We start from the raw sequence: 21,740 nt of genomic DNA, 5'->3' as shown, positions 1-21,740 counted from the left end.
GAAAAATGATTAAGTTGGGCAGTCATGTCTCGTTTTCAAAACCGGACTATCTATTAGGCGCTGCACGTGAATCACATCATAATAATGCTAACTGCATGATGATTTATCTCGGGCCAAATCAATCCCCTTATCGCGTTGAAGAAAAATACTACAAGTATGATGAGTACAATAAATTTTATGCAGATAAAATTAAATCCGATGATATTATTGTTCATGCACCCTATATCATTAATCCTTCAAACCCGCTAAAAAATAAGTTTGCGATTGATTTTTTAATCTCTGAAATTAAAAGAATGAATTTTATAGGGGCTAAAATAATTGTTTTGCATCCTGGCGCACATACTACTTTTAGCAAAGAAGAAGCTAAAAGTAGCTTAGTTTATTCATTAAAAACAGTTTTAGCAAAAACTAATGATGTAACAATCGCCTTAGAAACTATGGCTGGTAATGGAAGTAATTATTGTAATAATTTTGAAATATTAAAAGAAATAATTGAGAAAATTAAATCTGATAGAGTTGCCATATGCCTTGACACATGTCATATATGGGATTCTGGATATGATATTAGGGATTATGATAATTTTAAAAAATATTTAAAAGACAACGATTTTCTAAAGTATATAAAAATTATTCACTTAAATGATTCAAAAAATCCGCTGGGTTCTAAGAAGGACCGCCATGATAATATTGGAAAGGGGTATATTGGTTTAGAAACTTTAAAAAAATTTGTTTATGATCCCGATTTTGATAATATACCCATTATTTTAGAAACACCATATATTGGCGACTTAGCGCCTTATAAAGAAGAAATTGCTTTATTATTAGATAACACAGAGCCTAGTTTATTTTAAATATCATTAAGATCGCTTTTTGTAATTTGTCTATTATCTTTGACTAAATCTAAAATTTTTTCTATCCTATTTTAAACATCTAGTTTCAAATTTTTTCTTCATAGTTTTTTGCTAAAAAAGGTAATAATTGCACCATTGTTAGAAATATAGTATTTGAGTCGCTTCTTAAAAACAACACATTTTATAACTATGCGCCTAAAACTTGGCGCATAGTTTTTGTTAAACTCAATTTTATTTAAAGTACTGATAATTATCTCATTTCTTTTTTGTGAGCATACATATTTTAATATTTTCTAATGTAAACCTTCGGACAAACTATTTGAAAGAGAAAATTTAAGATCTATTGTTATAAAATTTAGTTTTCATATCTTCGCTTAATGTACAATATTAATCTCTATGACAATAGCAATTAACAATTGTTTATTTTACCTTTTTAATATATCTAAAAATTTGTCTCAATCAAATCTTACAGAGGAGGAGATATTTTTTTATTAGGAAAACTAGAAAAATGAAGTATCTCATCTAATAACATTAGTATTGAACCTCTAAATTCTTTATTATCAATAAATAAAGTAACGTCTGTTCTTTGAAATGCGACAAATTTATTTATAGCTAGTTTTTAGTTGTTTAACAACAAAGTTGCATTATTATATTTCGTGGTTTTGACTAATAAGGATTAAAATATATTTATCAAATTTACCCTCTTTTTTATCTAAAGATATTTCTAAACACTTAAAAGCCGAATGTTCTTCTTCAATCATAATAGATTTAAAATCATTTGATCTATGTGCCCTTATAATTTTTTGAATATCATCCAAAACCAACAACTCTCTTTTGTATTGCTTAGTCCAATGAAAACACCTTTAGAATTTAATTTATACTTCACCATTATAGCAATGCGCCTCGCCTATTTCTTCTAATTTTTATCTTAAAAGAATTTCATTGAGATAAATATTAATTAAATTAGTAACATCAGAGCTAAAACCATTTACATTCTAATTAGTAGATAGAATTTCTGTCTATTCTTATTTCTTAGCATGTATCAATTTCTTGCTAACAAAATCATCATTTACGCGCTGAATGGATTTTTTTACTTTTTGTATTTAAAAAAGAAACTATTTATGTTTTTAATTTATTTTATTGTTCTGTAATACCAATTTTTATTTAATTCTGCTAGCTTCCATATTTACTCATTCATACCCTATGCGTTATTTACAAACACAATTGATCATTAATTGATTTGATGAGAATTATCAAAAAAAAAAAAAAAAAAAATGTAAAATAGTTACATCAAAATAGTATTTAAAGGAGAAAAATGAAAAAAAGCAAATTACTTTTTATAGGATTTTTACCTGCTTTGGCAACACCAGTTATAGCTCTATCATGTGCAAATCCTGCTAAACCAGAAAAACCAGAAAAACCAGCTGAACCAAAGAAACCAGAAAACCCAGAAACAAAAACCCCTCAACAAGAAATGCCTGATAAGAGTAAATCCGATAAAACAACTCCCGATACCGGAGGAACTAAAGATGATTCAAATAATAAATCACAAGAAAAACAAGAAAAGAATGAAGAACATAAAAAAAATGAATCTTCAGATGTTCCATCTTCTTTCGAATTGCTAGGATATGATAAAGAAAACATTAAATTAGAGGACTTTAATCGCCAGATTTTCGGACAGGCTGATGTACCAAAAGAATACCAAACACCGCCAACATTTGAATTATTGGGTTTTGGAAGCGCAACTATTGGTGAGGAAGAATTTAGCAGACAAACAAACGGTTTAAAGATAAAAGATACAGATTTCAAGAGTTTTGGTGGAAAATTTGAAAATAATAAATTAACTATTGAATTTGAAACAAATAATGATTCATATTTTAATAAAATAGCTACAATAACAATTGTTGTTAACGCCTTCGAAACATCGTCACAAAAATTTACATCACAGAAATTAACCCTAACTAACAAAAGAATAAATTCGTTTAATAATAAATTCACTTTTGATTTTTCTTTAAATAGTGAAATTAAATCAGCTACCCATAAGATTCAGTCAATTCGTCTTGTAGAATTAATTATTGATGGTCAAAAGGTTGAACTTTAATAACTTTTAAGAAATCTCAATAAAAAAATTTTAAAAGCAAAGGTTTGTTACCTTTGCTTTTAAAATTACTTCAATTATTCTTCGTAATTTTCAGGGCGGCTTAAGATCTTAGAACCATTTTTGGTAACAAGGATTGTATCTTCAATACGAGCCCCGCCCAAATCTTTTACATAAATCCCGGGTTCAACCGTGATAACCATTCCTTCTTCTAATACCACATTGCCCGTTCTTCTGCCAACTCCTGGTAGTTCGTGTACATCGATTCCTACACCATGGCCAGTTGAATGAGTAAAGAATTTACCATATCCTTTTGATTGTATATATTCTCGACAAATTTTATCAATCTCAGATGTTTCAATTCCTGGTTTTACAGCTTCGCGGCCAAGTTTTTGAGCTTCGCTAACAACGTCAAGAATCGAAACTAATTCAGCTGACTTGGGTTTTCCAAAGAAAAATGTTCTTGTTATATCGCTAGCTCAACCATTGTATTGCGCTCCGAAATCGATTTTAACAATATCGCCATCAACCAATTTACGATTTGTTGGATGATGATGAGGTTCGGCAGCATTTGTACCAAATGCAACGATTGTTTCAAAGCTTTCTTTTTCAGCACCAAAAAGGCGCATTAAATATCCAAGTTTATTTGATACTTCTAATTCAGTCATGCCTTCAACTAAAATTTTCTTTAATTCCTCTAATGCTTGCAATGAAATTAAACAAGCTTCTTGGATGTAATCGGATTCTTCTTGGTCTTTTATTATTCTAAATTGTTTTCCTTTTACATTATGAAATTTTGCTTTTGGCATCATTTTTTTAAAATATTCAAATGTTTGAACATGTAAATAATCTGATTCAATACCAACATTAGAATATTTTTTCTTGTTTAGAAAATTCGATAGTGTTTCTTCTCCTGACTCCAATAAAATAACTTCAACATTCTTTGCAAATTTAGTTGCATATTCAATATATCTACCATCTACAAATAAAAAGGCTTTTTCTTTCTCGATCACAATAAAACCATCACTTGTCTGAATACCAGCATATCATAATCTTGTTTGAGGCGCCTCTGAGATAATTGCATCTAGCTTCAATTCTTCGAAAATTTTGGTTATTTGTTGTTTTAGCATTTTAACTCCTAAACTCTATTTATTTTTTTTCTTTATGGTTTGTATGTTCATTACATTTTGGACAATATTTTGTTACTTCCATTTTTTCTGGATGCAACTTTTTATTCTTCTTTGTGATGTAGTTTTCCATTTTGCATGACTCACATCTTAATGTTAAACCTTCTCTTGGCATACTTTCTCCTTCTTTTTTAAAATATTTAATTTTTGAATACTTTAAATAACATTATGTATTTTAAAATAATTATAAATTATATTATAATTTGCTATTAATTTGCTTTTTTTAATATGTTAAGGATAACATAAAAAAATGATTAATTATTTTTTAAAAAATTATTTAATAACATAACTTTTTATTGCTATTGCTAACTATTAACAAGCGATTAATTATGTGATATTTGTTCTGAATTATTTTTTTTGCTCTATATCTTTATTTTCTATACTATCAGCTTGGATTGGCTCAATAATAATATTATCTTTTGTTATATCAGGATTCTTGATATCGTCATTATTTTTTTTCGAAATGTCTTCAAGATATTGCTTGGTTATTCCCTTCAAATACTTAACTAAATATATAATGCCACTAATCCATGACAAAATAAGACCAACAATTAAAGGGATATTAACATAAAGAATATATTTATCATTTGAAACATATTTACCTAAATCATTATCAAAATTAGTAAATCATGGTGCACTAAATGCTATTGTAATAATTGCAAGTGAGACAATAATGGTTTTAATCTTACCTCACCAATTTGCTGCTACTTTAATGTCCTTCTTTACGGCATAAACTCTCGCACCATCAACCAAAATATCACGGATGATAAACAAAACAACAATTGGTAAGAACGAGTAGTTCATTATTGATATAAATAACAACATCATTATTGTCGCAATCTTATCTGCAATTGGATCAAAAATCTTGCCAAATTGCGAAATAGTTTTTGTTTTTCGGGCTATATGTCCGTCAATAAAGTCAGTCACCATTGCTATAATAAATATCGAGACATTTAATCAATATATGATTGATAAAGTTATCGAGTATTTTTGATTACCAACAATTTTAATTCCATCATATCAAAATGTTCCATTGTGTTTAATAATTAAAAAGAAAGCGGACGACATTAAAAATATAAAAGGAATCATTAATATTATCCTCAACACTGTTAGCCAATTTGCAATACCAAATTTTTTTATGTGTGGGCTATTATTTTTGCTTTTTTTAATATCTTTAATCTTCTTCATAAAATTGACTCTCAATAGCATGAATTGTCTTTTCTTCTAATGCTATATTTTTTTTATCTTCTGGAATGCCAATATACTGAGTTTCAAAAAAATCTAATGTATCATTAATTTTTTTAGTTCACAAATTTGGTTGAGTTATTGTTAATTTTTCAGCGTGTTCTACAAATAGAGTATACTTCTCATCGTTTTGGAAAGAATATGCAAAATCCTCTCTATTAATTAATTTGGTTAGCAATTTTTTTACACCGTTTTTAATTTGCCCCATTTTAAATTGGGATTCATTTGTGCCAAATTTCTCTAACTGTTTCATACTAAAATCAATGACATATTTATAAGTCATAATATATTCATAATATAACGCCAAAGTTTCAGCATTCTTTTTATATTCTAATTTTGCTGCTTTTCTTTTTGCTCTTTTATTTTTCGTAACTTTTCAAGCGATATAAGCAATTATAAGTACTAAAACAATTGCGAGCAAGACATACACAATAGTTTGTCCATTACCCATATTTTTCTCCTTAATTATATTTTAAAAATTATATATTAATATCATTCAAACTACAAAACAATGTTAATTGTTTTTTGTCTTATATAAAATCAAAGCTTCAAAAGGGTTGAGTTCTTTTGGAATTTCTGAGTAGAATTTATTAGCATATGAACTTGCTAAAATTTTATAACCATAAAGTGGAGTTATCTTCTGATGCTTTGATGTCAAATTTGTAATTAATACCATCCTCTGTTCGTTAAGTTTTTTGCTAAATTTAAATATACCATGACTTTGTTTAATATTTCATACACCCTTTATGAAATAAGAAGAAAATTTGGAATTTAAAGAGAGTTTATTCAAGAAATAAACAAAGTTTATTGTGCTATCTTTATTAATGATTTGTTCCTCGACATTGTTACTTTCTAAATTAATTGGGTAAAAAATATTAGTATTTTCATTACTTTTTATTTTTTGTCCATTTCAAGGCATTTGAATATAAGACGATCATTTATTGAAATAACAATTATATTTATGATATTCATTTAAACTTATATTTTTATATTGGAGAAATCTTTTTTCCTCATTATAATCTTCATTGTTAAATGTGAAACGTTGGTTGAATTTAGCACGCAAGGTACCTATTTCATCGCCATAATAAAAACCTATTGAATGATTGCCACTATATAAAAATACAAAGAAACTTTTTGTTGATTCATTTAGGTAAGCCTTTTCATTAGCTCATTTAGAAAAGAAACGACCTGATAAATCAGAGCCGAATGATAATATCACATTTGAATGATTTTTAAAATTAGCTACAAATCTATATAAGGATTTAAAACTCATTTTATTCTTGAAATGTTTTTTTAATGCATCATTATTGCCAATAACAGACATTCAAGTTAAATACAAATAATCTAGGCATTTATTGTCGACCATTAGCATCTTTTTATATAGATTGAAGTTATTATTACTGGTTTTAAAAATTACATTAATATTGCTATTTTTACGCTTGATAATCTTATATAAATCATTAATAAATTTTAATTTTTCTTCCTCCTTTAAGCCTTCAAAAGCAAGAAATTCAAAATTATCAAGTATAACAGTTGATACATTAAGTTGCAAGTAGAAACCTAAAACTGATTCAAAATATTTAATAAAATCAGATAACTCATATAATGATGTTTTTTCAAATTCTTTATTAATTAAATATGTATCTAATTTCGTTAAGTATCTATTTGACTCATAATAATTCAAATTATATAAACTCATCATATTATTTCAGTTAACAAAAGCCTGTCTTACTTCTTTTAAATTTATAATTGGAGCTACTTCAATTTGATTATTTTTAAATGTTTCAACAAGCTTTGCAAAATCTTTAATTGAACCATACCTTTTTTTTATTAGTCCAAGATCAAATCTATTTTCATATAGTTTTAGAATATCTTCAAAGCATATAACATTAACACTTAAATTTTTGAAATACTCCAATTTACTCATAACCCCTTTAAAATCACCAAAATTGCTTCCATTGGTATCAACAAAATTTTCAACTTTTAGCTCATATAAGATGATTTTTTTACCTAAATTAACCATTAATAAATCCTTAATCTCAATAATTTTATACTCAATAAATCAATAAGTGTATCTGGTAAAATGTTGCCTTTTTTAAAATCTAGATCAATATTTGCTAAATCAATGATCAACTGATTTAATGTGTTAATGTCAATTCTATTAAAAAAGTCATAGTGAAGTTTGACACGATATATATGAATATTAAGCATTTTTGCTATTTCATCATTAGTTAATTTTATTGATTTTAATATTCCAATTGTTTTTGCATTAAGCAATATCGCTGATATTTGCGATATCACATAATTGTGCTCAATCCCGTAGCTAATCTGTTCGTTTATCTTTTTTATAATAGTTTTTGTGTCTTGACATTTTAACATTGCCTCACTTAGAGCAAAATCGATATTATTAGATACTGCATAATTATTATCATTAATCATTTTTTCGCTTATATCTTTATTTATTAATAGCAATTTATCAATTTCTGATTCTATTATTTCTAGATTATGCGGTAACATTGATAGCAAATCAATAAGGACCTTATCCTTGATTGTTCCGCCTTTTGTTTTAATCATTTTATAAACAAAAGAAAATAATTCCTTATCGCTAATTTTTTCGATATTAATAGTAGTGCTATTATCATTTATAAATGCAAAAGCTCTTGATGCTAAAAAAGATTTATCATACTTATTTATTTCCTGTGTAAAAATAAGAATTAGATTAGCATCACTTAGTGATGCATTAATTATTTTTATAAACTCATCAATACACGAACCATTAACATATTTATTTTTTATATTAAATATAAAGGGATTTTTAAATAAAATGATTTTTTTATTTAAAAAAAGGGAATTGTTATTTAATGCATCTGATAATTCTTCTAATGTAAAAAAATCATAAAATTTAACTATCTCGATATCACCTGCTTCAATAGTTTTTTCTTTGCTTATTATTTCATTAATTTTTTTATTTATCAAAAAATTTTCATTGCCTTTAATTAGGTACATACTAATTTATTATATTATAATAAGGACATTTTTTGGTATAATAAACTAATATTATTTACAATTTATTTATTTAAGATTGGAGCATTAAAGAAATGTCAGGACATTCAAAATGAGCAACTACAAAACATCATAAAGCTGCAATGGATTCAAAGAGAGCACAAATGTTTCAAAAATTTTCTAAAGAAATTATTGTAGCAGCAACAATTGGTGGCCCAGATCCAGATTCAAATCCAGCACTAAAATTAGCAATTGCTAAGGCAAAGGCAAAATCGATGCCCAAAGCAAATATTGAAAAAGCAATCTCGAAAGTTTCAGGTGGTTCAAAGGAAGGCGCTAACTTTCAAGGATATCTATATTCAGGAACAGCCTTTGGTGGTATAAATTTTGTAGTAAGTTGTTTGAGCGACAACTTTAACCGTTTATCATCTAACATTAAACACTATTTTAATAAATATAATGGACAGCTTGGAAAACAAGGTACTGTTCCGTATGTTTTTGACCAAAAAGGATTAATTGAATTTCCAATTTCATTAGCTTCTGAAGAAGAAGTAATGACTACCGTTTTGGAAGCCGGCGCTGAAGATTTTAAGGTTGAAGATGACTTATATGTTATTATTACCCATCCATCAGATTTTCAAAAAGTCAAACAATCTCTTGATGAGATTCTGAAAATTGATAACTATTCAACTGCTGAAGTTACATATATTCCAAATAGCGAGGTTGAAATCGATGAAGAAAAAATGGGGCAACTTGAAAAATTCGTCGACTTACTTGAAGATGATGAAGATGTTCAGGAAGTTTGACATAATGCAACAACTATTGAATAAAAATTAGTTCTACTTAATAATTATTAATATTTAAAACCTTTTTCAGACCAAGAGAAAGGTTTTAAAAATACACAAAATAAACTTGTAAAATTTTTTTAGACAGTTTAGCTCATATTAAGAATTTGACTTGACAAAATCTTAATATGAGCATTTTTTATAATGCAATTTTTTCGTTATTATATTAATTTACAGACTCCTTAATTTTCTTGATAAATCGTTAAAAAATCATTTTTCAGACATCTTTTGTTGAAACTTAAAAAAATTTCGGATTTCAATATTGAAAAAATATCCTATCTCTCTATTATCTAAGCTATTAATTATGTTTCTGTTTATTTCCAAAACTTTATTTTTAGAAAAATAAAAAAGAAATTTAAAGACATGATTTAAAGAGGAAAAAATATTCGAGATGTCAAAATTTATTCTCTTTAAATATTGCTTGTTTATTATGAGATTTGATTTATTTTCTTAATACTTTCTTTATTTTTTCCCATATTAGATAAAAACATTTGTGTATTATTAAAAATTTGATTTATGAAATTAAAAATAAACAAAAAGAAATTTATTCTAACTGCCTCATTTTTTATTATTTCATCAGTTGTACTTATTAGTGGCGTTGTAGTTAAAACAGAAATTATAGATAAATGACATCATAACAAATCTTCTTTTAAAAGTAATTATATAACTGTTTTTATTGAAGGTGCAGTTGAATATCCGGGTGAATATACTTTAAAGGATGGAGCAAATTATTTTGATTTAATAAGAGAAAGTATTTTAAAAAGTGGTGCAGATTTACAAAAGATAAATAAATCACAGTTGTTAAAAAACAACGAAAGAGTTTTTATTCCCTTTACTAAAAATAAAAAATTAAAGATAACAGATATCAATGATTTGCAAATTTTAATAAATTTAGGAATTAAAACAAACATTGCAAAAAAAGTTTTTGAATATATTAAAGAAAGGAATGTTAAGAATTGAGATGATTTATTACAACTACCAGGCATTGGTGAAAAAACTTATCAAATATTAACAGAAAATATAGATATATAGATATTCTATTAATATCGTCCATCAGTTCTTTTTTAATATTTATACTAATATTGAGAATTGAAATTATTTTAATTTCACTAGCTTTAATAATGATTTGCATTTTTAATTTTTTTAATATTAAATTTTGAATTACATTTTTCATTTTTAGCTCAATTATTTTTTTAAGCTATGTAGTTTACCAGTCAATTTTTGCAAAAATTGACGGGATAAAATTAGATAATGATTTAAATATGATTAGAGAATATAAAGCCTATCTAATATTCAAATATAAAGATGCTTATTTTAAAGTTTTTAAGACCAAAAGCATTATAGATATTACTTTTATGAACAACTATGAGTATACATTTCATATCAAAGGAACACTTATTTTAAATAAGAATTTAAGCTCGTTTGAAGTTGCAAATAGGCTATTTTTTAATCTCACTAATTCAAATATTGAATTTATTAAAAAAAATGAAAAATTATCAATTTTTAACACAAAAAACCACATAGTTATAGATTATCTTAATATCATCATTTTCAACAATTATAATCAAGCTAATAACATATATAAAAAGCTTAGTGATCTTAATATTATTCACTTTTTCACTATTAGCGGATTTCATTTTAATTTAATTTATCTATTTATATCCAAAATAATTAGAAGAATTAAAAATGGCTATTTTATTGAAGATTTTATCGCTATTCCTCTATTGATTATTTATTTAATATCAATCGAATTTCATGTAAGTGCAACAAGGTCTTTAATCTTTTTAATATTAGCATATCTAAATAAAATTATTTTTAACAAAAAAATAAACAATATTGCGCTATTGGCAATAACGGGTTTAATAATGGTTTTTTACAATCCATTTATAATGTTTTCATACTCTTTCATTTTATCATTTTTGATTACACTATCCATATTTATTACAATTTTTGTTTTAACAAAACAAGGATATTTTGTCAAAACAATTGCGGTATTTTTAATTGCCCATATTTATTCCACTTTAATAATTCACACTTTTAATAAAAACTATAATATTTTTTCTTTTTTTATTCAACTTCTGTTTATTCCAATTATTTCCTTAAACTACATTATTACACTTCTATTTTTTAGGATAAATATCATTATTGAAAATACCATCCTTTGATTTGATGCATTCATTGACATAATTAGTGAATCAAACATAATCATAAAATTTGATACATCATGATTAATGTGCTTTATATTTAGTATAGCCTTATTAAAGACTTATAAAATAAAACTCCATAGCCAACTAAGGTTAGGAGTTTGATAAATTTAGCATTAATTTTAAATCATCTTCATTAATTATTGTTATACCAAGTTTTTGTGCCTTAGATAGTTTGCTTCCTGCCTTTTCGCCAATTAATAGGTAGGCTATATTAGCAGAAATAGACGAAAGTACCTCGCCGCCGTTTTCCACAATAAGTTTTTCAAAATAACTTCTAGGTTTTGTAAGCTTGCCTGTTATAACAAAAGATTTATTATTTAGGATATTGGTTATTGCTTTTTGTTCATATGATGGATTTATACCATGTTCAATTAATTTTTTAATTAAACTTATGTTTTCTTCATTGGAGAATCATTCTATTAATTGTTTAGTAATCTTATCACCAAAATCATAAAAATCTTTAAACACTTCAAAATTAAAATTTAAGGCATTTTCTAGTTTTAGAATTTTTGAAGCAATAATATTCGCAGTTCTTTTTCCGACTAATGGGATTGATAAACCAAATATCAAATTTTCAAGTGGTTTAGTTTTAATATCCTCAATTGATTTTAAAATTTTGTTTATTGACAAATATCCAAATCTTTCCAATTTAATTAATTCATCACGATGTTTATGAAGATTAAAGATATCCAATATATTATTTATAAAACCATTTTTGTAAAAATATATGATATTTTTTTCACCAAGTGAATTAATATCAAGCGCCTCTTTTGAAGCAAAATGAATAAGTTTTCTAACTTTTATTTCTTGGCAATCTTGATTTAAACAATATTGTTCCAATCCTGTTTCATTAAATAACAAAACGTTATTACAATATGGGCATACCTTAAATGGCTCTAGCTTCTCTAAATTATGTTTATTAGCCAAACCTATAACGCATGGAATAATCTCACCAGATTTTTTTATGTATATTTCATCACCAATATTTATATCTAGATTTTTAATAAATTCATAATTATTAAGCGTTGCAAAACATACTTTTGTTCCTGACAATTCAACTTCTTGCAATAAAGCGTTATATGTAACTAAGCCAGTCCGACCAACAGTAATAAAAATATCTTTTAATATGGTAGAAACAACATCGGGCTCATATTTAAAAGCAATTGCTGAATGAGGGAATTTTGCTGTTTCACCTAATTTATCATAAAATTTGAGCTCATTAAGTTTTATAACTATGCCATCAGTTTCATAGTTAAATAATAACTTTTTAGTCTTGAATTCCTCAATAAATTGTTCTATTTCTTTAATAGAAGAAACAAGGATTGATTGCTCTGTAACACAAAAACCCAACTTTTTTAAAAATTCAAATGATTCATACATAGTTTGAATATTATGTTTTTCCGGTGCAACAACATAATATAAGAAGGATGAAAGATTTCTTTCTTTTACAATTTGTGGGTCCAATTGGCGTAAAGTACCAGCAGCAACATTGCGTGGATTAGCCATAGCCGTTTTATTTTCACTAAGCAATTTTTCGTTTATTTTCTTAAACTCATCAATAGGAAGAAAAATTTCACCTCTAACCTCAAGGGGCTTTTTATAATTAATTATTTTTGGAATATTATCTATTTGCAAAACATTATTGGTAACATCTTCGCCAATTAACCCATTGCCCCTTGTCACTGCTTGCATTAACTTGCCTTGATTATATTTAATAGAAATTGAGAGCCCGTCAATTTTTGGTTCAATAAAAAAAGAAAAATGCGAGGTTACCTTTTTAATATTATCAATAAATTTTTGGATTTCTGCAATGGTATATGCCTTATTTAAAGAAAGCATTGATTTATCATGCTTAACCTTAGCAAAATTTTTAGATACATTAGCATTAATTTTATTGGTTGGCGACTGCTCTAATTCTTCTTTTAAAAAAAGATGTTTATATTGCAATTCCAATCTTTTTAATTGATTAAATTCAATATCATAAATTTCATCAGAAACTAACGGTTTATCAAAATCATAATAATATTTATCTCATTGGCTTATTTTTTGTTGTAATTCTAGTATTTTTTTTCTTGTTTCAAAATCTTTCTCATTCATATTAAACCTTTTGAAATGAAGCAATTCACCATGATGGTAAAGCAATATGGTCTATAGCACATATTACAACCAATGCAGTTAGAGTCATTAATATTAGCGTAGCAATCAAATCTCTTCAATTAGGAACTAATTGACGATAATAGGTTCTTTTTGCATATGGTTCATATCCTCTTGAAGTCATAGCATCAGCTAAATCATTAGCCTTATTAAAGGATGAAACAAAAAGTGGGACCATTAGGACAATGAAAGATTTTATTTTATCCTTAAAATTACCATTTTTAAAATCTACGCCTCGGCTTGACTGCGCCTTCATAATTCTTCCTGATTCTTCTAACAAGGTAGGAATAAATCTTAAGGCAATGGATATAATCATCGTAATTATTTCAGTCGGTACTCTAAATATTTTTAACGGATATAGCAGATCATTGATTGCTCTCGTTAATAAAACAGGTTTTGTTGTTACTGTCAAAATTGTTGTTATTAATACAACGCCATAAATTCTCAAAAGTATTGTAAAAGTTCGATGAATTGAGAATAATGATAATTGAAATATCGAATTAACATCGTTGTTAGGAGCAAAATATACTACATTAACTATTAATTTACCGCGATATATCACAAAAGCGTCAGCATTTGTTTCTGTTGAAAGAGGAACGTATTTATCAATTTCGTAATACATCACCGCGCCCTTAACAGTTAGCATATTAATGACCAGGAGAAAAATAGCAATATAGATAGGAAACTTAATTTTTTTAAAAATAGAAATTACTGATTTAGTAGAAATACCATATAAAACCATACTAATAATTACTAAAATTGATAATGTAATATAATGTTCAGAAATAAAAAACAAAATTATAAATAGTATGTTAGCTAAAAATTTCAGTCGGGGGTCAAGTCTATGAATTGGCGTCTGTATATTGAGATATTTGCCAATAATTGTTTTATCCATATTTATAGCTCCTTTTTATTTTTTTCACTTAATTATGTTATTTATTTTATCTGCCAATTCTTCAATATTTGTTACTTTTCCAATATTAAAACCAGCATTATTTAGCCTTTCTACATATGACAATAATTTTGTGGGAATTAAATTATTATCTAATAATAGTTTATTATCACTTAAAATATCATAAGTATTACCGTCTTTAATAATCTTCCCATCCTTAACAAATAAGGTTCTATTTGTTCATTTAAGAGCATTATCTAAATCGTGTGTAACAATAATAATAGTTGTGCCTTGCTTATATAAATTATAAAACAGCTGGAGCATTTCTTCAACACCCTGCGGGTCCAAACCAGCAGTAGGTTCATCCAAAACAAGAAATCTTGGTTCCATAGCAAGAATACCTGCTAAAGCAACTCTTCTTTTTTGCCCTCCTGATAAGTCAAAGGGGCTTCTTTTAAGATAATCAATTGGTAGACCAACCATCTCAATATATTTAGCCGCTAATTCCTTAGCTTTGTCTTTTTTAATACCCATTGAAACGGGACCAAAAATAATATCTTTTTCAATAGTAGATTCAAATAATTGATATTCAGCAAATTGAAATACAACTCCAACTTGCTTTCTTAATGCTTTAACATTTTTGATTTTTCTTTTACTTTTGATAATATCAATATCAGTATATACTATTTCAACACGATCACTTTTTTTAGTTTTTTGAAACTTCTCTAAATTCTTTATATATTCATTTAATTTAGCTTGGTATGTTTCATCATTATCATCACTTTGTTTTTTTGGTTTAGATGGCTTTTTGGCTTTCTTAAACAAAGGGACATCACTAAAATGCAGTAAACCTTCATCGGGTAATATTAATGCATTAAGATGTTCTATTAATGTAGTTTTACCAGAGCCAGTTGGTCCAATAATTGAAATTGCTTCTGATTCATTAATTTCCACTGATACACCATCTAACACCTTAATATATGTAGGAAGCTTTTTGTTATATTCCTTTGAAATATTGTCTACTTTAATTTGCATAATGTCTCCAATAATTTTTTATCGTCATATGTTGGCTCAATTCCGTGAATCATTTCACTAAGTTTGTATATAAAAGGTGAATCTATTTTTGCAATTTCAATTATTTGTTTGTTATTTAAAATTTCAATAGGTTTTCCTTGAGCTATCACATGGCCACCTGAAAAGACAATTAACTTATCAGCTAACAAAGCTTCATCCATATCATGAGTGATCGAAATTAAAGTTTTATTGGTGTTGGAATGCAGATCATGAATTATTTTGTAAATGTCATTGCGGCCTCTAGGGTCTAACATTGAAGTTATTTCATCAAAAATAATAATTTTAGGATCTAATGCAAGAGTAGAAGCAATGGCCACTCTTTGCTTTTGACCTCCCGATAAATTTTGAGGTTCCCTATCTAAAAAATTGCCCATTCCTACTTCATTGGCATATTTTTTTACAATTACGTTCATTTCATCATATGACATTTTTTTATTTTCTAAGCCAAAAGCAATATCGTCTTCAACAGTAGCACCTATAAATTGATTATCTGGATTTTGATAAACAATACCAATTTTTTTTCTAATTTCCGCCAAATTTTCAGAATTTATTTCTAGACCATCAATAATAATTTTCCCAGATGAAGCTTTGTAAATTGCAGCAAGTAGTTTTGAAAAAGTGCTCTTTCCTGAACCATTATGTCCCAAAATGGCAACATATTGCCCATCTTCAATTGTAAAATTAATATTATCTAAGGCATATTTTTTAGCACCAGGATATTTATAACAAAGTTTTTTAATTTCAATCATAGTGATAATTATAAATATAATATTAATTTTATTTTTCAAAAATGCTTAAATTGACATTTTATTGTATACAATAAAATATATAAAAAAACTATATAAATCAACAACTATAAACATATTATTTATCTTCTTTTAATGCAAAAACCCAAGTGTCGTAATTTCTTATAACTAATAGTTTTTTATAAATATTCTGCTTTTTTAAAATATAGTTTGGCTGAAAACAAACAAATTAAAAAATATTTTTAGATAAAACAAAAATTATGGTTTATAATATATAACGCTAATTGCGAGTGTAGTTTAATGGTAGAACTTTAGCCTTCCAAGCTAACTACGTGGGTTCGATTCCCATCACTTGCACCAGTTGCGGATGTAGTTCAATGGTAGAACATCAGGTTGCCAATCTGAATACGAGGGTCCGATTCCCTTCATCCGCACCATTTCAAAAAAACTTGGGAAACCAAGTTTTTTTGATTTAACTAAATTTATTCAAAATAAGGCAATTAAAACTTATATAATATTAAAAAATAAATAATAAAGGAGTTTTATGGCTAATGTATTAGTTTTATATTCTTCGCCCATATCAAAAGAGAAGTCTGTTTCAAGTGCTATTACTAAGAGCTTCGTTGAGGAATATAAAAAAATTAACAAAAATGATGAAATTGTGGAGTTAGATTTAAACGAACTTGAAATGGCAACACATCCAATGAACTCAAATAATTTTTCTGATTTTTTTAATGATGAATTATCAAGTAAATATATTGATATTTTAAAAAAAACCAACAAATTAATTATTTCAGCCCCAATGATAAATTTTAATGTTCCGGCAGTGTTAAAAAATTTTATCGACCGAATTTGTGTTGCTAATAAGACATTTTCTTATAAATACGCTAAAAAAGGTAGCTCAATAGGTTTGCTGTCTAATTTAAAGGTACAAATAATTGCTTCTCAGGGAGCTCCATGCGATTGATATCCTTGAGCAAGTCACATTTCTTACCTAGAGGGCATCTGAAATTTCTTGGGTGCAGGGGTTAGTGAAACCCTTTTAATTGACGCAACAAAAGTAGAACCATTTAATTCTTATTCAATTGAGGAAATTATTAAAAATAAAATTAACAAAATTAAAGAAAGGGTTATGAACTTTTAATAATTTAAAATTTTAAAAACCAAGCTCTAAATAATGAGAAAGCTTGGTTTTTTATTTTTATTTTAAGCCTAAATTTTTGGTAAAAAATTAGATCATCATTTTTTGCAAAATTAAGCTATTTTGAACAATCATTCTCTAACACAGCTTATATTTATATTTTATCTAAATTATCAAAAACAAAAAATATTAATAATTTATTGCAAAATAATAATAAATTAGCTAAAGCAAATATTTTTTATGAAACTTTTATTATTCCTTGTCTTCTGTTAATAATTGCAAAAATTGTACGCTTACATCCTTTATGAAAAATTGCCCATTTTCATCTCAATTATTATTTTGTTTTAAAAATAGGTCGTTGAGACTTTTTATTGTACTTGCGCCATTTGCATAGAGATTATTTCCTTTAATATCTACAAATATGATAGCGAGCGTAAGTTTAAATTCTAAGTTATTATTAATATTATTAATATATTTTCTATACTCTTCAATTAATTTTTTTGTTTTGTCTTTATCAATATCATGTTTGTATGTTTTAATTTCCAAATAAATGTAATGATTTCGTTGTATAACAATAAAATCCGGATAACTATTACTTATGTCAAAATTATTATTGATATATTCAAAATTAATTCCACTATGTACTGGATTCTTTGCTCAAATTCTAATTTCAGGCCGCAGTGATACACATTTCTTAAACTCATTTACAAATGTTTTTTCAGCCTCTGATTTTAAATAAATATTTGCAAATTCTTTATTTATTTCTTGATAAGCAAATTTATTGTCTGTTTTTGGATCGTCATCATCTTTGCTCTCTATTAAATAATCTGGTAAAAATTTAGAATTATTTATTACATATCTTATTTCTTGATTATCCAATTGTTTTTGCAAATGCTTTTTATAAAAGTCATTAAAGTTTTCGATTTCATATTTAATTATTAAAAATCAAAAGAATGTTTTATCCATTATTGATTTTAATTTTGTTTCATAGATGCTATTTATTTCTTTTTTAATATTTTCTGTAAATATTTTTTTATTATTCTTAATTGTTTTTATATTAAATAATTCCATATCAATTTTATTTTTTAGCTTTAATGTTATTTCTATTTTATTACCATAACTTTTTTGATTAGCAATTATAAAGTTATTATCACAAAACTCTTCTTTGCATACTTGGTATTTTGTTTCAAAGTTTCCAATAGAATAATTATTTAAATAATTAGCAACTTGTTTTTCATAATCATCTAAATTAAAAACAGAATTAGATTTATTGATATTAACAAGAGAACCATACACAAATTTTTCTTTTTTAAACTGAGATTTTAAAATCAGCATTCTTTGGTCATTTATATCTCTATCAACATTGCTATAAATGTAGTATTTATTAGCAATTGAACTATTACTAAAATCATGCGAAGGATTGGGATTTCTTTTTATTCTTCCGATAGTTTGGGCGCTTAATGTTTTTGAAGAAACATTTCTAAGTTGAACTAGCATACATGCTCTCGGTATATTTCAGCCTGTTGCTGGTCCTACTTTAAAAATTATCACATCAGTGTCTGAATTGTATTTAGATATATCTCTAAGTGAGAAATTATCTTTTTGTCTTAGACTTGATTCTTTATCATTTTGATCAAAATACTTTACTCAGGATAAAGAATGTTTCTCTAATTTCTTTATTATTAAATCAATGGTTTCATTGAATATTTTTTCTTTTTCAGGATCTTTACTAGCGTTATCAACTTGAATTAACATGGCGGCATTAATGCCCACTAAGCCCGGTTCATTTTTATCATCATTATATTGTTTTTTTATGTCCTTGAATTTTAAACAGGCTTGTTCGAGAATAATATCGTTATCGATATAAGCAATGTCGTCATTATTTTCAATACCTTCATTAAAGATTTTTTCACTTTTTAATAATCTGATTTTGTCGCTAAATAGATCTTTTTCGCTAAGCTCAATAAGATCTAAATTTAAATCGGTTGGAGTAGCTGTCATTTTTATAACAAAATCAGCCTTTGATTGCATATTGTGTTCAAATGAGATTTCATCTTTTTTATTTTTAGAAGTATCGGCGCCAATGTGAGCTTCATCACGAATATAAATTAATTTATAGTCATTTAGCTTTATTTCATCTAAAAAAGCCTCAATAGCATGTTGCTCTCTTAAAATTGAGTTGGCCTTAAATGATGCTCCGCCCATGATATAAACATTATTTGGTTTAGCAAAAAACTGATAATTTTTTTCTACTTTAGAATTTTTATTAATATTTGAAGGGCTTTCAATTCTTGTAATTTTTAAATCGTTATTTATTAAATATTGTTTATACTCATTGAAGTTTTCTTCCATTTGTTTTGGCAGCTCTGCACTAGATAAAGTTGCAATAACAAAAACTAAATTTTGATTAAAATTAAATTTGTTTCATTCAATTAATTTATCAATATAGTTAATCATCATAAATGTTTTACCAGAGCCAGTTGGGGCTTTAAAATAAACAGAATTTTGCTTGTTTTCTTCTAAACTATTTATGGTTTTATTAATTAAATCATTAATAACCTTTTCTTGAGAATTAGTTAGATTCATTATCTTCTCTTTTCTCCGGTCTTAAAGATGATAAATCATTTAATAGATTAATATATTGTTGTTGATTGTTTTTATCTATTGAAGTTATTCCAAACTCTTTTAAGACATTAATTAATTTATTGGTTAAGTCTTCAATATTAATATCTTTGTTTGTTGGACTTATGTCATAGTATTTGATGTTAAAAACATTTAAATTTGCTTTATATGGTTCGTTTTTCTTTATTCAATCAAAAGTTTCATTTTTAGTACCAACCCCGTGGTTTATTCTATAAAGTCTTTCATAGTTTACATCTATACCAATGTTATTTTCGTTATTTGTAACAAGAGTGAAGCTTCTATTGCCACCATCTTCGCGATTTAATTCTAAAACGGCGTGAGCTGTGGTACCAGATCCGGCGAAGAAATCCAACACTCTGATGTTTTTACTTTTAATTAAGGAAATCAAATACATTATCAATTCTTTTGGTTTTGGGTATAGGAATAAATTTGAATCAATTAAGCTGTTCAATTCTTTTGTACCGTGTTCAGTAGTTGCTTTGTTATATTTTTCTAAAAATAATTTAGAAGTATTTAATAATGACTTAGGAACGATAAAACCTTGTTTATCTTCCCCATACATAACTCTAACGGTTTGCTCTTTTTTATTAGTTAAGAAGAATTTTGTTCCTTTGTCAAATTCTTTATTTACTCTTTCCTGACTTCAACGACTTTTTATTCTTATTCTTAATTCTTCAAAATTAAACATATTATCTTCTTTTATGAATATTTGATTTGCTTTAAATACAAGTTCTGTCTCTTTATTAGAGTTATTTTTTAGAGGTGCTGAATCAAAATCAAATTTAATTCCTTCGTTAAAATAATCTAATAACAAAACATTTTTAGAATATACGTGTATATACTCGCTATTTCTAAAAACTTTCTTGCCACTATTTCCTTGATTTGTATGATTTGTTCTTTCTCATATAAATGAGACGATAAAATTCTCCTCGCCAAAAATTTCATCCATCAAAACTTTTAAATAAGCTTGTTCAGCATCATCAATAGAAACAAAAATAACTCCATCATCTTTCAGAAGTTCTTTTGCTAATTGTAATCTTTCATTCATTAAATTAAGTCAACCATTGCGAGAATATTTATCACGGTAAATGAATTTTTTTGCCTTAACATCTTCATTATTGTCCGCAATGCTGTTTCCATCATCTTTGGTTGATTCGGTATTATAAGGAGGGTCAATATAAATTACATCATATTTATCAAGCGAAGACAGCTCTCTCTCTCTCTCTCTCTCTCTCTCTCTCTCTCTCAATCATTATTAAATTCTTTAATGCATCGTAGTTTTCGCCGATGATTAATGTGTTATCTTTGCTTTTGTTTTCATCTAAAACAAAGCTAAGGTTTTCATCCTTTTCTAATAGGGCAACTGTTTGTCAATCACTTTCGGGTGCAGCATCAAATCTAAAACCTATTTTAATTCTTTGCACAATGAATTGAAAAACATATTGTAGTTGTTTTTCGTCTTCTTGGAATTTTTCCAAAATTTTTATTGCTAGATTTTTTTGATCTGTGTTCAACTCTTTTGAAGAAATATCATCAATTTTTTTAATATAACTTTCTAATAAAGTCATTTTTTGGTCTCCTTATAATTTTTATATATTTTATTTTACTTTATATTTTAAATGAAGCAAAAAATAGATAAAATTCCCATAAATAT

General features: G+C 26.3%; 19 protein-coding genes and 2 tRNA genes. 8 read left to right on the top strand and 13 right to left on the bottom strand.

From position 1 onward, the window contains the following. Positions 1-5 precede the first annotated feature (5 nt). Both ACWXVQ_RS00885 and ACWXVQ_RS00880 read left to right on the top strand, forming a co-directional pair. On the top strand, positions 6-851 hold the full coding sequence (locus ACWXVQ_RS00885) for a deoxyribonuclease IV (RefSeq protein WP_456013230.1): 846 nt from the start codon (positions 6-8) through the stop codon (positions 849-851). A 1,315-nt stretch (positions 852-2,166) separates the two neighbouring features. Next, positions 2,167-2,952, top strand: coding sequence for a hypothetical protein (locus ACWXVQ_RS00880; RefSeq protein WP_456013228.1), 786 nt, complete (start codon positions 2,167-2,169; stop codon positions 2,950-2,952). Positions 2,953-3,026: 74 nt separating this feature from the next. Here ACWXVQ_RS00880 and ACWXVQ_RS00875 read toward each other — a convergent pair whose 3' ends face one another. The 6 genes from ACWXVQ_RS00875 to holA form a co-directional block, all read right to left on the bottom strand. Next, the gene (locus ACWXVQ_RS00875; RefSeq protein ID WP_438340839.1) at positions 3,027-4,079 is read right to left on the bottom strand and encodes a M24 family metallopeptidase; all 1,053 of its coding nucleotides are present in this window, start codon (positions 4,077-4,079) and stop codon (positions 3,027-3,029) included. 19 nt (positions 4,080-4,098) lie between these two features. Beyond that, positions 4,099-4,251, bottom strand: coding sequence for a 50S ribosomal protein L33 (gene rpmG / locus ACWXVQ_RS00870; protein WP_438340838.1), 153 nt, complete (start codon positions 4,249-4,251; stop codon positions 4,099-4,101). Positions 4,252-4,484: 233 nt separating this feature from the next. After that, on the bottom strand, positions 4,485-5,324 hold the full coding sequence (gene pgsA, locus ACWXVQ_RS00865; protein WP_456013226.1) for a CDP-diacylglycerol--glycerol-3-phosphate 3-phosphatidyltransferase: 840 nt from the start codon (positions 5,322-5,324) through the stop codon (positions 4,485-4,487). Then, positions 5,311-5,832 (bottom strand): MHJ_0274 family protein, encoded by a 522-nt coding sequence (locus ACWXVQ_RS00860; protein WP_456013225.1) that lies wholly within the window; start codon positions 5,830-5,832, stop codon positions 5,311-5,313. Before ACWXVQ_RS00860 ends, pgsA begins: the two co-directional genes overlap by 14 nt. Positions 5,833-5,895: 63 nt before the next feature. Then, complete coding sequence (locus ACWXVQ_RS00855) at positions 5,896-7,404, bottom strand: alpha-amylase family glycosyl hydrolase (RefSeq protein WP_456013223.1); 1,509 nt, start codon at positions 7,402-7,404, stop codon at positions 5,896-5,898. Further along, positions 7,404-8,387, bottom strand: coding sequence for a DNA polymerase III subunit delta (gene holA, locus ACWXVQ_RS00850; protein WP_456013222.1), 984 nt, complete (start codon positions 8,385-8,387; stop codon positions 7,404-7,406). Before holA ends, ACWXVQ_RS00855 begins: the two co-directional genes overlap by 1 nt. Before the next feature lie 92 nt (positions 8,388-8,479). Here holA and ACWXVQ_RS00845 point away from each other — a divergent pair, with 92 nt between their 5' ends. The 3 genes from ACWXVQ_RS00845 (at position 8,480) to ACWXVQ_RS00835 (ending at position 11,541) form a co-directional block, all read left to right on the top strand. Continuing rightward, on the top strand, positions 8,480-9,214 hold the full coding sequence (locus tag ACWXVQ_RS00845; RefSeq protein WP_438340833.1) for a YebC/PmpR family DNA-binding transcriptional regulator: 735 nt from the start codon (positions 8,480-8,482) through the stop codon (positions 9,212-9,214). A gap of 531 nt (positions 9,215-9,745) precedes the next feature. Beyond that, positions 9,746-10,261 carry an MAG0490 family ComEA-like DNA-binding protein gene (locus tag ACWXVQ_RS00840; protein WP_444705131.1) on the top strand — a complete coding sequence of 172 codons (516 nt, stop codon included), beginning with the start codon at positions 9,746-9,748 and terminating at the stop codon, positions 10,259-10,261. Further along, positions 10,186-11,541 (top strand): MAG0480 family ComEC-like protein, encoded by a 1,356-nt coding sequence (locus ACWXVQ_RS00835; RefSeq protein WP_456013220.1) that lies wholly within the window; start codon positions 10,186-10,188, stop codon positions 11,539-11,541. Before ACWXVQ_RS00840 ends, ACWXVQ_RS00835 begins: the two co-directional genes overlap by 76 nt. Here ACWXVQ_RS00835 and ligA read toward each other — a convergent pair. From ligA to ACWXVQ_RS00815, 4 genes are read right to left on the bottom strand one after another with little or no spacing between them, the layout of a single operon-like run. Beyond that, positions 11,527-13,533 carry an NAD-dependent DNA ligase LigA gene (ligA, locus tag ACWXVQ_RS00830; protein WP_456013219.1) on the bottom strand — a complete coding sequence of 669 codons (2,007 nt, stop codon included), beginning with the start codon at positions 13,531-13,533 and terminating at the stop codon, positions 11,527-11,529. The two genes, ACWXVQ_RS00835 and ligA, sit on opposite strands and share 15 nt — an antisense overlap. A gap of 1 nt (position 13,534) precedes the next feature. Next, positions 13,535-14,485, bottom strand: coding sequence for a CbiQ family ECF transporter T component (locus tag ACWXVQ_RS00825; RefSeq protein WP_438340829.1), 951 nt, complete (start codon positions 14,483-14,485; stop codon positions 13,535-13,537). Positions 14,486-14,500: 15 nt separating this feature from the next. Further along, positions 14,501-15,517, bottom strand: a complete 1,017-nt coding sequence (locus tag ACWXVQ_RS00820) for an ATP-binding cassette domain-containing protein (RefSeq protein ID WP_455966195.1) — start codon at positions 15,515-15,517, stop codon at positions 14,501-14,503. Beyond that, positions 15,502-16,305 carry an energy-coupling factor transporter ATPase gene (locus ACWXVQ_RS00815; protein ID WP_438340827.1) on the bottom strand — a complete coding sequence of 268 codons (804 nt, stop codon included), beginning with the start codon at positions 16,303-16,305 and terminating at the stop codon, positions 15,502-15,504. Before ACWXVQ_RS00815 ends, ACWXVQ_RS00820 begins: the two co-directional genes overlap by 16 nt. A gap of 283 nt (positions 16,306-16,588) precedes the next feature. Between ACWXVQ_RS00815 and ACWXVQ_RS00810 the strand changes: the two genes are divergently transcribed. The 3 genes from ACWXVQ_RS00810 (at position 16,589) to ACWXVQ_RS00800 (ending at position 17,446) form a co-directional block, all read left to right on the top strand. Beyond that, positions 16,589-16,662 (top strand) — tRNA-Gly (locus ACWXVQ_RS00810). Positions 16,663-16,665: 3 nt separating this feature from the next. Continuing rightward, a tRNA-Gly gene (locus ACWXVQ_RS00805) sits at positions 16,666-16,739 on the top strand. 107 nt (positions 16,740-16,846) lie between these two features. Then, positions 16,847-17,446, top strand: a complete 600-nt coding sequence (locus ACWXVQ_RS00800) for an FMN-dependent NADH-azoreductase (protein ID WP_456013217.1) — start codon at positions 16,847-16,849, stop codon at positions 17,444-17,446. A 249-nt stretch (positions 17,447-17,695) separates the two neighbouring features. Here ACWXVQ_RS00800 and ACWXVQ_RS00795 read toward each other — a convergent pair whose 3' ends face one another. The 3 genes from ACWXVQ_RS00795 to ACWXVQ_RS00785 are packed head-to-tail and all read right to left on the bottom strand — an operon-like array spanning position 17,696 to position 21,654. Next, positions 17,696-20,029, bottom strand: coding sequence for a DEAD/DEAH box helicase family protein (locus tag ACWXVQ_RS00795; RefSeq protein WP_456013215.1), 2,334 nt, complete (start codon positions 20,027-20,029; stop codon positions 17,696-17,698). Then, the gene (locus ACWXVQ_RS00790; RefSeq protein ID WP_456013213.1) at positions 20,016-21,335 is read right to left on the bottom strand and encodes a site-specific DNA-methyltransferase; all 1,320 of its coding nucleotides are present in this window, start codon (positions 21,333-21,335) and stop codon (positions 20,016-20,018) included. The genes ACWXVQ_RS00795 and ACWXVQ_RS00790 overlap by 14 nt, the downstream gene beginning before the upstream one ends. Continuing rightward, positions 21,280-21,654, bottom strand: coding sequence for a hypothetical protein (locus ACWXVQ_RS00785; protein WP_456013211.1), 375 nt, complete (start codon positions 21,652-21,654; stop codon positions 21,280-21,282). The genes ACWXVQ_RS00790 and ACWXVQ_RS00785 overlap by 56 nt, the downstream gene beginning before the upstream one ends. Positions 21,655-21,740 lie beyond the last annotated feature (86 nt).

Source organism: Mycoplasma sp. 527 (genome assembly GCF_053851595.1).
The sequence above is the reverse complement of the archived record's forward strand: the minus strand, read 5'-3'. Positions and strand labels throughout refer to the sequence as shown.